Here is an 11,834-nt window from a genome sequence, read left to right as displayed (position 1 = left end):
GGCCTTGGACACTCGTTTCCCCTTCGTCGACTGGTTCCGTAATTCCTCCCCCTATATCAATGCGCACCGGGGCCGAACCTTCGTGATTCTCATCGAGGGCGAGGCCATGGCGCGCGGACGCGGGGAGCAACTGATCCAGGACCTGGCGCTGCTGCATACCCTGGGCGTTCGCCTGGTGGTGGTGTTCGGCATCCGCCCGCAGGTGGAGCAGGCGCTGAGCGAAGCCGGTATCGTGCCGCAGCGCCACAACGGGCGCTGGGTGGCCGACGAGGCGATCATGACCTGCGTCGAGCGGGTGGCCGCCGAGCAGCGCCTGTGGCTGGAGGCGCGGCTCTCGCTGGGCCTGCCCAACACGCCGCTGCATGGCGTCGAGCTGACCGTGGTGTCCGGCAACCTGGTGATGGCCAAGCCGCTGGGCGTGCGCGACGGTATCGACTACGACCACAGCGGCGAGGTGCGCCGGGTGCGGGTCTCGGCGGTGCAGGGGCTGCTCGACCGCGGCTCGCTGGTACTGCTGCCGCCGCTGGGGTTCTCCAGCACCGGCGAGGTATTCGATCTGGACGCCGCCGAAGTGGCCCAGCACGCCGCCATGGCGCTGGCTGCCGACAAGCTCATCCTGCTGGGCGAGGCCGCCGGGCTCTACGATGAGAATGGCGCCATGCAGCGCCAGCTCACTCCCGACGAGGCCGAACCGCTGCTATCGCACGCCGCGCCGGGCAGCGAGCCGGCGCGCCATATCGCCGCCGCCTGTGCCGCCGCCCGCAACGGCGTGGCCCGCACCCATCTGCTCTCCTGGCACGACCACGATGCCCTGCTTGGCGAGCTGTTCACCCGCGACGGCGTGGGCACCATGATCACCCGGCATCGCTACGAACAGCTGCGTCCCGCGCAGTTGAACGACATCGGCGGGCTGCTGGAACTGCTGGAGCCGCTGGAACGACGCGGCATGCTGGTGCCGCGCTCGCGCGAACGCCTGGAGCACGAGATCGACGATTACCTGGTGATCGAACGCGACGGCATGGTCATCGGCTGCGCCGCGCTGCATCGTTTCGACGAAGCGGCCATGGGCGAGCTGGCCTGCGTGGCGATCCACGTTGACTATCGCGGCGGAGCGCGGGGCACGCTATTGCTCTCCGGCATCGAACGGCGCGCCCGCCGGCTGGGATTGGAGGCGCTGTTCGTTTTGACGACACATACGGCGCACTGGTTCGTCGAGCACGGTTTCCGCTCTGGCGGTATCGAAGAGCTGCCGCCCCTCAGGCGCGATACCTATAATCATGCGCGTAAGTCAAAGATTCTCATCAAACCTCTCGTTTAAGCCTGCCAAGGTCCTGCCGCTGTCGAAACCCGTTTCGGACAGCGGCAGCTGTCGCTCCAAGGCAACGCCGGTAATAGCGTTGTCTCAAAAAGGCAACAAGCTAACTCTTTGTTTCCAATGCTCCTCCTGACAAACCGACAAAAGGGTGTCTCCGATCGGTGACGAAACGTGCCCTTCGGAACCCCTGGGTGACGCCTTTTTGCGGCGACGCCCTTGCGTGCCAACTTTTCATTCTTTGCAAGTTATTGTTTTTGTTTGATAAGCGAAATTCCTGGCACGCAAATGGCACTATACAAAGCGAGCAACGAAAGAAGTGATTCAAACGGCTCGAATCACTTCGATCCACGGGAGGCTCGGGAACCACCACCCCCCATGCCCTGTGCAACTCGGGCCAAACGAGGATCAGCGTTCGCTCCGCGATGTGTAACTTAGGTTGCGATGAGACGGGTACCGCCAACAGGCAAGGAAAGGTACCAGAAGGGCACGGATGCCCCGGCAAGGATGCCTCATCCCCCTCGGGGGATCGAATCACGCGGCATCGCCGGCGAGTGGATCGCGGCGGTGACGCCAGGTAACGAAGCAGAGCGGTTCGCCGCTCACCTGTACCGGCTGGCTCCTGGTAAGCCAACAGACGGAAGCGGGGCTTCGGGGCCCTCGGGCCCACGGAAAGTGTGGACATGGCTCGGCCAGGCGATCGATGCCCATATTTTCTAACCCCTTCAGTTCCCTGCGTACTTGGGCCGGCTCCCGCCGGCCTTTTTTTTCTGAATTGTTAGCGGGAATGTAAGGACACGAGAAGCTGAACGTGGAACTCTGTTATCCTTCAGGCATGCACCATGGTGGTTTTTTCCCCTTTATTAAAAAGAACACTGGTCATGACCAAACGGGTCTCGCGCCGCTGGCGTCCACGTTCCCTGCTGCAGCTGGTGCTGCTGGCCTTCCTTGTCGTGATGTTGCCGTTGGGAATCCTCATGTATCAGGCCGGACAGGCCCTCTCCGAGCTTTCGCGCCTGGCGGATGTCAGTGCTCGCCAGGCCGTTGAGGAGAGCCGCCGTGCGCGGCTGCTGAGCAACCTGGCACTGGACATGGAGCGTAGCGCGCGGCAATACGCCGTGCTCGAGCAGGAGAGCCTGCTCGATATCTACGCCGAGCGTCACAGCGAATTCACCGAACTGCTGGCACAGCAGCGCCGCTTCCTGCCGCGCGACCCCGACGTCGTGGCGCTGGAGGAGCAGCTGCTGCTGCTCTCGCAACTGCCGGAACTGGATGCCGAGGCGCTGGAGGTGTGGCTGGCGCTGTTCGGTCCGTTCTCCGAACACGTCGAGGCCATGCGGCGGGCCACCAACCAGCAGATCGATGCGCGGATCGAGATGATTCGTTCCCGAGCCGAGGCGGTGCAATCGCGCCTCTGGCTACAAACCACCGCGCTGGTCTCCTCCAGCCTGCTGCTCATGCTGCTGTTCAGCTGGTTGATCATCCGCCCGGTGCGTCAGTTGGAGCATCGTATTCTCAGCATCGGCAGTGGGGTGGAAACCAATGATCGAGACACCATCCAGGGGCCGGCGGAACTGGTCCAGCTCGGCGACCGTCTCGACTGGCTGTCGACTCGCCTGAGCGATCTCGAAGCGCAGAAGCAGCAGTTCCTGCGGCATATGTCCCACGAACTCAAGACGCCGCTGGCCAGCGTGCGTGAAGGCTCGGCGCTGCTGGCCGATGGAGTGGCCGGCGAGCTGAGTCCGCGCCAGCGCGAAATTCTGTCGTTGATCGATGCCAGCGGAAGCGAGCTGCAGCGCCTAATTGAGCAGCTGCTTGACTATAATCTGCTGCAGCACAACCAGCGTATCACTCTCGAACGCATCGATATCGCGACCCTGGTCAAGACCACGCTGGCCAAGCATCGACTGGCACTGGAGAACAAGGGCATGCGGGTGACGGCCTTCGATGGCCCCCTGGATTGGGTGGTGGATCGCACCGCCGTGGGACGGATTCTCGACAATCTGGTTTCCAACGCCATCGCCTATGGCGAGGATGGCGGTGACCTGTTGGTTCGCGCCCATGGCGGGCGCGATCACCTATTCCTTGATGTCGCCAACAGCGGCGAACCTATCGCCGAAAACGATCGCTCGCGACTGTTCGAACCCTTCTTTCAAGGGCGATCCCGCCGCAAGGGGCCGCTCAAGGGCTCGGGCATCGGCCTCTCGGTGGCCGCCGACTGCGCCCGGATCCAGAGCGGCAGCCTGGCGCTGGTCGAGGATCGCGAATTCGAGGTGTGCTTTCGTCTCACACTGCCGCGCCGGGCAGTTCCCCTGACCCAAAGCGGAGAGAATACCGTGCCCGTCGAAGTGGGCGACAGCGCTAGGAGCGAAGCAACATGAAGCTGAGAACACTCTGTGTCGGTGTGGCCGTGGTATGGCTGGGAGGATGCCAGTACCTACCCGAGCAGGTCATGACCGGCTCGGAGGAAGAGGCGACGACAGCCGCCTCCTGCCAAGCAGTGGTACCGTCCTTTGAAGAGAATGCCTGCCTGTTGCCCAGTTGGGTGTCATTAGGCCTTTCCTCGCAGCGTGGCGACGCCGAATGGCGCCGGGATACGGTGACAGGACTGGGCACCGACCCGAACCGGAGTGAAGCCGAACGGCAACTGATCCGTGCCGTGGCGCTCTCCTGGGGCAGTGAACGCGAGTGGGCGGAGGCGGCCGAGCTCTATCAGACGTATACGCATGCGGCACCGGCCGGACTGCAGCAACTGCTGCTCTACTGGCGCAACGAACTGGAGGGGCGACGCTCCCTGGCCAGACAGAACTCGCGAACACGCGAGCAGCTGGCCGTCTTGCAGCGCGAGAAAACGGAGCTCAGCCAGAAGCTCGAGGCGTTGACGACGATCGAGCGGAACATGAACTTGCGATAGTAGTCGCCCTGAGCGACACGGGAGATACGACGTGATGGAAGCGGCTCGACTGACCGATGCCCGTAAGGCTGAGACCCGCAGGTCTCCGGCGCGAGCCTCCGGCGCCAGATCGGCGGAGGCGCACATCCTGCTGGTCGATGACGATGTCAGCCTGTTGCGTCTACTGGGAATGCGTCTGGAAAGCCGTGGTTTCCGCGTAACCACGGCGGAGAGTGGCCCCGAGGCACTGCGTTGCCTGGAGGCCGAGCGTCCCGACCTCGTACTCTCCGACCTGCGCATGGACGAAATGGATGGCATGGCGCTGTTCCAGGCCATTCAGCGCCAGGTCCCGGGGCTTCCCGTCATCATCCTGACCGCTCACGGCTCCATTCCCGACGCCGTGAATGCCACCCAGCAGGGCGTGTTCAGCTTCCTCACCAAGCCGGTTGACCGTGACGAGCTGTTCAGCGCCATCGACGAGGCGTTGACCCACACGCCCGTCGGTGCCGGCGGGAGCGACGATGCCTGGCGGGCCGAGATCATCACTCGCAGCCCCACCATGGAACGGGTGCTCGAGCAGGCGCGCATGGTGGCGTCATCGGACGTCAGCGTGCTGATCACCGGCCCCTCCGGCTCGGGCAAGGAATTGCTGGCGCGGGCCATCCACGACGCCAGCCCGCGCGCCAGCAAGCCGTTCGTGGCGATCAACTGCGGCGCCTTGCCGGAACAGCTGCTGGAAAGCGAGCTGTTCGGTCATGCCAAGGGCGCCTTCACCGGGGCCATCAGCGATCACAAAGGCCTATTCCAGGCCGCCGACGGTGGCACCCTGTTTCTCGACGAGATCGGCGACATGCCGCTGCCGCTGCAGGTCAAGCTGCTGCGGGCGCTGCAGGAGCGTCAGATCCGTCCGCTGGGCTCTACCCAGTCGTTCCCGGTGAACGTACGCATCCTCTCGGCCACCCACCGCGACCTCAGCCAGGCGATGCATCAGGGCGAGTTCCGCGAGGACTTCTTCTATCGCCTCAACGTGGTCAACCTGAAGCTGCCGGCGCTCAAGGATCGCGCCGAGGACGTGCCGCTGCTGGCGCGACACCTCGTGGCTCAGGCGGCGGCCCGGCACAAGCCGTTCGTCAAGGGGTTCTCGCCGGAGGCGCTCAACCTGCTGGCGACCAGCGCCTGGCCCGGCAACGTGCGCCAACTGGTGAACGTGGTGGAGCAGTGCGTGGCGCTGACGCGTTCGCCGATGATTCCCGAGGCGCTGGTGGCCCAGGCCCTGGCGGCGGAGGACAGCGCGCTGCCGACCTTCAACGACGCCCGCGCCAACTTCGAGCGCAGCTACCTGGTCAAGGTGCTCAAGATCACCGAGGGCAACGTCACCCAGGCGGCGCGCATCGCCGGGCGCAACCGCACCGACTTCTACAAGCTGCTGTCACGCCACGAACTCGAGCCGAGTACCTTCAAGCCCGACTGACGGCACCAGGCGCCGCCTCCACGAGAGGCGGCGCTTCACTTCTTGAGGCGTCGTTTCACTTCCACCTGCAGTCTTCCCTCGCCCAGCCGGGCGGTCAGCGCCTGCCCCGGCTGGGTGTCGGCGGCGCGTCGTACCACTCGGCCTTCGGCATCCTGCAGAATCGCGTAACCGCGCCCCAGCACCGCCAGCGGGCTCACCGCCTGAAGCTGCCTTGCCAGGCCGCTTAGGCGCTCGTGCTGCTGCGCCAGGCGGCGCTGCATCGCCTGCTCCAGCCGGCTGTGTGCACTCGATAGCCTGATGGCGGCCCGATCGATGCCGCGCCCCGGGTGGCAGGCGTTGAAGCGACGCTGCACATGCGCCAGGTGGCGTCGCTCGGCGGTAAGCCGGGCCTGCAGCGCGCGGTGCAGCCGGGCGTCCAGCGCCTGGAGCGTCTGGCGCTGGCGGGCCAACCTTTCACCGGGATGGCGCAGCCGTGCGCGCAGGTGGTCAAGGCGCTGGCCCTCGCGTTCGAGGCGCGCCTGGGTGCAACGCATGAGCTGGCGCTCCAACCCCAACAAGCGGCGTTCAAGGTCGCGGCGATCCGGTACCAGCATTTCCGCCGCGGCGGAGGGGGTGGGCGCGCGCACGTCGGCGGCCAGGTCCGACAGGGTGACGTCCACCTCGTGGCCCACCGCCGACATCACCGGCAGCCGCGAATGGAAGATGGCCCGTGCCAGGTGCTCGTCGTTGAACGCCCAGAGATCCTCCAGGCTGCCGCCGCCGCGAGTGATGAGGATCACGTCCCGCGTCGGGTCGAGCGCCTGCTGGCGATTGAGCAGCCCCAGGGCGGCGATCAAGGCCGGCGCCGCTTCACGCCCCTGCACGGGTACGCCGATCAGCGTGACCCGGGCCAGCGGCCAGCGTGCCTGAAGCACCGCCAGCACGTCGCGGATCGCCGCGCCGGTGGGCGAGGTGAGCACGAGTAGATGGCGCGGCGGGCAGGGCAGGGCGCGCGCATTGGCGAATGTACCCTCGGCGGCAAGCCGCTGCTTGAGCCGTTCCAGCGCCAGCAGCAGTTCGCCTTCGCCGGCGGCCTGTACCGCCTCGGCAATCAGTTGATAGTCGCCGCGCGGCTCGAACAGCGACACCCGACCGCGTACCTTGACCCGGTCGCCGTCGCGCATGGGAGCGGCGACGAAGCGGGCACGGTTGCGAAACAGCGCACAGCGCAGCTGCGCCGAGGCGTCCTTGAGGGTGAAATAGACATGTCCCGAGGCCGGGCGCGACACCCCGGAAAGCTCCCCCTCCACCCATACCTCGCCGAGGCCCGATTCGAGCAGCTGACGGGCGCGACGATTCACTTCGCTGACGGAGAGGGCGGTGGCGTCGGGTGGGGACATGCGCGGTCTCGCTGAACGAACGATGCCGCCACTCTAGCATGGCCGCCGCTACATTTGACGTGGGCGCGCCCGGCAGGAGGGCCAGGACAAAAAAAGCGCCGGGGCGAACCCGACGCAAGAATCACTTCATGGGGAGGGCATTGGCTCGAGAGGTCTTACTCGAAGTCTGTTTCAACGTCCTCTTCGGTTAACTCGGCGCTGTCGTCGTTTTCGTCTACGTTCTGGTTACCCATGTCGGAGCCGGCGCCGACAGTGCCCGTCTGCCAAGCGCTCGTGCCTTCGGTGCGAACTTTTTCGCGCTCGGTGTCGAACCACTCCTCGCTGTACTCCGGGTAACCTTCCAGATCCTCGGACTCGGCGTTGATGAGGATGCGGTGCGTGGTGTCGCCATCGTCACGCTCGGTCTCGAGGCTGAGCTCCTCGACGTCCGCCACGATCTCGCGACCGCCCATGCCCAGGATCTCGCCGGTGGTGATCACCACCTTGCTGACTTTCTGCTCATCGTCGAGCAGGATATTGCTCACGTCACCGACATCCTCGTCGGGATCGCTCTGCAAGTAGACGTCGGCACCAATAATGTCATCGGCCGAGTAGAGGCCCTGTGCCGCCTTGGCGTCGTCCTCTTGTGCCACGGCCTGGGTGCCAAAGGCCAGGCTACCGGTTACGGCTGCTACGGCGATGGTCAGTAGGCGCTTTTGCATGGTCATACTCCTTTCCCTTTCCTTGGATTCAGGAATTTGCCCTGGTTCAGGGTATTGCTGCTTCAATGGCGCGACACGTCAGAGGTTTCGCGCCCAGTCGTCGGCCTGGCGCTCGGCTTCCTCGCGCTCCAGGCCATAACGTTGCTGGAGCTTGCCGATCAACTGCTCTCTCTTGCCGGCAATTTGATCGAGTTCATCATCGCTGAACTCGCCCCAGCTGGAGCGGGCCTTGCCACTCAGCTCTTTCCACTTACCTTCGATCTGGTCCCAGTTCATGACGGCTCTCCTTTCCGTGTGCGGACCTATCGTGCACTTCTCAAGCTAGTTCACGCTTGTCGCGCTGTAAGTCAGTGAGCGTTTCAGACTGTTTCGAAGTGTGATTCGGCAGGGGCCGAAAGCCGACGCCGAATTGCCGGAGTGCCGGGCCGGCCGTTATAATGGTCGATTAACTTCGCTCCCTCCCCACCAGCTCACTGGGTGTTGCCGACTATGCTACGTATGGCCCAAGAAGCTCTTACGTTCGACGACGTATTACTCGTACCCGGCTACTCGGAAGTCCTGCCCAAGGACGTCAGCCTGCGGACCCGCCTGTCCCGCGACCTCTACCTCAACATCCCCCTCGTCTCCGCTGCCATGGATACCGTGACCGAAGCCCGCCTGGCCATCGCCATGGCCCAGGAAGGCGGCATCGGCATCATCCACAAGAACATGAGCATCACCGCTCAGGCCGCCGAGGTGCGCAAGGTCAAGAAGCACGAGAGCGTCATCGTCAAGGACCCGGTGACCGTCGGGCCCAGGGCCAAGCTCGAGGACCTGCTTTCCATGGCCCAGGAGTACGGCTTCTCCGGCTTCCCGGTGGTGGAGGGCGAAACGCTGGTGGGGATCGTCACCGAGCGCGACATGCGCTTCCAGCCCAACCACGGTGACCGGGTTGCCGACATCATGACCCCGCGCGAGCGCCTGGTCACCGTGTCCGAAGGCACCGGGCTCGACGTGATCAAGGCCAAGATGCAGGAGCACCGGGTCGAGAAGATGCTGGTGGTCAACGACGCCTTCCACCTGCGCGGCCTGGTCACCTTCAAGGACATCGAGAAGGCACGCACCTTCCCCAGCGCCGCCAAGGACGCCGACGGCCGCCTGCTGGTCGGCGCCGCGGTGGGCACCGGCGCCGAGACGCCGGACCGCGTGGCCGCGCTGGCCGAAGCCGGCGTCGACGTGATCATCGTCGACACCGCCCACGGTCACTCCCGTGGCGTGATCGACCGCGTGGCATGGGTCAAGGAGCATTTCCCTCAGATCCAGGTGATCGGCGGCAACATCGCCACCGCCGCCGCCGCCCGCGCGCTGGCCGAGGCCGGCGCTGACGGCGTGAAGGTGGGCATCGGCCCCGGCTCCATCTGCACCACCCGCGTAGTCGCAGGTGTCGGCGTGCCGCAGATCACCGCCGTTTCCAACGTGGCCGAAGCGCTCAAGGAGTTCGACATCCCGCTGATTGCCGACGGTGGCGTGCGCTTCTCCGGCGACCTGGCCAAGGCCATCGCCGCCGGCGCCAGCAGCGTGATGGTCGGTGGCCTGCTGGCCGGCACCGAGGAAGCCCCGGGCGAGGTCGAGCTGTTCCAGGGCCGTACCTACAAGGCCTACCGCGGCATGGGTTCCATGGGCGCCATGTCCCAGAGCCAGGGCAGCGCCGACCGCTACTTCCAGGACAAGGACAGCGGCGCCGAGAAGCTGGTGCCGGAAGGCATCGAAGGCCGCGTACCCTACAAGGGCATGATGAGCGCCATCGTCCACCAGCTGATGGGCGGCCTGCGCGCCTCCATGGGCTACACCGGCTGCCGCGACATCCACGAGATGCGCACCAAGCCCGAATTCGTGCAGATCACCGGGGCCGGCTTCGCCGAATCCCACGTGCATGACGTGCAGATAACGAAAGAAGCGCCCAACTACCGGGTGGGCTAGCGGCGCCGCTGATCTGGCGCCATGCGTTGTTGAAAACGGCCTCAGCATGCTCATTGACAACCACGTCAACTCCGCTGCTTCGGCCGTTTTCGCCTAGCCTGACGCTCAGCCAGCGCCGCCGCTCGTTCTTACCTATGTTGCCCCGCCGCCATACGTTGCCAGTAGAGACGCCCAGATGACCGACATTCACGCCCACAAGATCCTTATCCTCGACTTCGGCTCCCAGTACACCCAGCTCATCGCCCGCCGCGTGCGTGAGATCGGCGTGTACTCCGAAGTGAGCGCCTTCGACATCACCGAGGAGGAGATCCGCGAGTATCGGCCCAACGGCATCATCCTCTCCGGCGGGCCGGAATCCACCGTGGCCGAAGGCTCGCCCCGCGCGCCGAAGTGCGTGTTCGAACTGGGCCTGCCGGTACTGGGCATCTGCTACGGCATGCAGACCATGGCCGAACAGCTCGGCGGCGCCGTGGAGGGCTCCAACAAGCACGAGTTCGGCTACGCCCAGGTCAAGATCGAGAGCGGCGACGACCTGTTCCGCGACATCAAGGACCACGTGGACCACGACGGCAAGGCGCTGCTCGACGTGTGGATGAGCCACGGCGACAAGGTCGCCCGCGCCCCCGAGCCCTTCACCGTGACCGCCTCCACCCCTAGCTGCCCCATTGCCGCCATGACCTGGCCGGAGAAGCGCTTCTACGGCGTGCAATTCCACCCCGAGGTGACCCACACCCTGCAAGGCCAGCGCATCCTCGAGCACTTCGTGGTGGGCATCTGTGGCGCCGAGAAGCTGTGGACCCCGGCGCGCATCATCGAAGACCAGGTCGCCCGCGTGCGCGACCAGGTCGGCGACCGCCACGTGCTGCTCGGCCTCTCCGGCGGCGTGGACTCCTCGGTGGTAGCGGCGCTGCTGCACAAGGCCATCGGCGACCAGCTCACCTGCGTGTTCGTCGACAACGGCCTGCTGCGCAAGAACGAAGGCGACCAGGTAATGGAAACCTTCGCCCGCCACATGGGCGTGAAGGTAATCCGCGTGGACGCCGAGGAACTGTTCCTCTCCAAACTGGAAGGCGAGAACGACCCGGAAGCCAAGCGCAAGATCATCGGCAATACCTTCATCGACGTGTTCGACGAAGAGGCCAGCAAGATCGAAGGCGTCGACTTCCTTGCCCAGGGCACCATCTACCCCGACGTGATCGAATCCGCCGCCAGCAAGACCGGCAAGGCCCATGTGATCAAGTCGCACCACAACGTCGGCGGCTTGCCCGAGACCATGAAGCTGCAGTTGGTCGAACCGCTGCGCGAACTGTTCAAGGACGAAGTGCGCAAACTCGGCCTGGAACTCGGCCTGCCCTACGACATGGTCTACCGTCACCCCTTCCCGGGGCCGGGCCTGGGTGTACGCATCCTCGGCGAAGTGAAGAAGGAGTACGCCGACATCCTGCGCGAAGCCGACGCCATCTTCATCGAGGAGCTGCACAACGCCGACTGGTACCACAAGACCAGCCAGGCCTTCGCCGTGTTCCTGCCGGTCAAGTCCGTTGGTGTGGTCGGCGACGGCCGCCGCTACGAATGGGTCATCGCCCTGCGCGCCGTGGAAACCATCGACTTCATGACCGCACGTTGGGCGCACCTGCCGTATGAGCTGCTGGAGAAAGTCTCCAACCGCATCATCAACGAGATCCGCGGCGTATCGCGCGTGACATATGACGTCAGCAGCAAGCCGCCCGCGACGATCGAGTGGGAGTGAAGCGCGCCTAGGCAGAACGCCTGGCGCGGCTAAGCTGATCGGGATCAAGGGCTTACCAAATGGTAAGCCCTTTTTCTTTGCAATTCGTTACAGGGTTTTGTTTACTCAGGTTAAGGTCGCCGAGACGACCGCCGATAGAAGAGACAGGTAGTACAACGCAGACAGGGCTGTCGCAGGGAAAGGATGTTATCCCCGGGCGGTAGCGTTTCTGATGATGGAACTATAGATATAGCGAATTGAATCGAGTTAAAAGTATTGTCTGATTTTTTCACAGTGTACTCTTAATGCCAATGTTTTTTACCGCGCATGAGGAGTTTTTTCTAAAGGTCAAGCAATAATCGGTTAAGTATTATACGAGTAACCGTATGT

9 protein-coding genes are annotated in these 11,834 nt (G+C 64.4%); 6 read left to right on the top strand and 3 right to left on the bottom strand.

Features of this window, described 5'->3' with window-relative positions; all coding sequences use genetic code 11:
- Nucleotides 1-4: 4 nt before the first annotated feature.
- The 4 genes from argA (at nucleotide 5) to glrR (ending at nucleotide 5,676) form a co-directional block, all read left to right on the top strand.
- Nucleotides 5-1,318, top strand: a complete 1,314-nt coding sequence (argA, locus tag CYJ07_RS15465) for an amino-acid N-acetyltransferase (RefSeq protein ID WP_104204608.1) — start codon at nucleotides 5-7, stop codon at nucleotides 1,316-1,318.
- Between the two features lie 875 nt (nucleotides 1,319-2,193).
- A complete protein-coding gene (locus tag CYJ07_RS15460) occupies nucleotides 2,194-3,693 on the top strand; it encodes a sensor histidine kinase (protein WP_104204607.1) in 1,500 nt (499 codons plus the stop codon).
- Nucleotides 3,690-4,226, top strand: coding sequence for a hypothetical protein (locus CYJ07_RS15455; RefSeq protein ID WP_104204606.1), 537 nt, complete (start codon nucleotides 3,690-3,692; stop codon nucleotides 4,224-4,226). Before CYJ07_RS15460 ends, CYJ07_RS15455 begins: the two co-directional genes overlap by 4 nt.
- A gap of 34 nt (nucleotides 4,227-4,260) precedes the next feature.
- Nucleotides 4,261-5,676, top strand: a complete 1,416-nt coding sequence (glrR, locus tag CYJ07_RS15450) for a two-component system response regulator GlrR (protein ID WP_269320555.1) — start codon at nucleotides 4,261-4,263, stop codon at nucleotides 5,674-5,676.
- Nucleotides 5,677-5,711: 35 nt separating this feature from the next.
- Here glrR and xseA read toward each other — a convergent pair whose 3' ends face one another.
- The 3 genes from xseA to CYJ07_RS15435 form a co-directional block, all read right to left on the bottom strand.
- Nucleotides 5,712-7,055 (bottom strand): exodeoxyribonuclease VII large subunit, encoded by a 1,344-nt coding sequence (gene xseA, locus CYJ07_RS15445; protein ID WP_104204605.1) that lies wholly within the window; start codon nucleotides 7,053-7,055, stop codon nucleotides 5,712-5,714.
- A 155-nt stretch (nucleotides 7,056-7,210) separates the two neighbouring features.
- Nucleotides 7,211-7,756: a PRC-barrel domain-containing protein gene (locus CYJ07_RS15440; protein WP_197038390.1), complete on the bottom strand. Its 546-nt coding sequence runs from the start codon at nucleotides 7,754-7,756 to the stop codon at nucleotides 7,211-7,213.
- A 78-nt stretch (nucleotides 7,757-7,834) separates the two neighbouring features.
- Nucleotides 7,835-8,032: a CsbD family protein gene (locus CYJ07_RS15435; RefSeq protein WP_104204603.1), complete on the bottom strand. Its 198-nt coding sequence runs from the start codon at nucleotides 8,030-8,032 to the stop codon at nucleotides 7,835-7,837.
- Nucleotides 8,033-8,245: 213 nt separating this feature from the next.
- On the opposite strand from CYJ07_RS15435, the gene guaB reads away from it, so the two are divergent.
- Both guaB and guaA read left to right on the top strand, forming a co-directional pair.
- Nucleotides 8,246-9,715, top strand: coding sequence for an IMP dehydrogenase (guaB, locus tag CYJ07_RS15430; RefSeq protein WP_104204602.1), 1,470 nt, complete (start codon nucleotides 8,246-8,248; stop codon nucleotides 9,713-9,715).
- A gap of 175 nt (nucleotides 9,716-9,890) precedes the next feature.
- Entirely contained in the window at nucleotides 9,891-11,465 is a 1,575-nt protein-coding gene (gene guaA / locus CYJ07_RS15425) for a glutamine-hydrolyzing GMP synthase (RefSeq protein WP_104204601.1), read from the top strand.
- The last annotated feature ends 369 nt before the right edge of the window (nucleotides 11,466-11,834 follow it).

This window comes from Billgrantia saliphila (genome assembly GCF_002930105.1).
Lineage (GTDB): Bacteria > Pseudomonadota > Gammaproteobacteria > Pseudomonadales > Halomonadaceae > Halomonas > Halomonas saliphila.
This window is presented reverse-complemented; position numbering and strand designations above follow the sequence as displayed.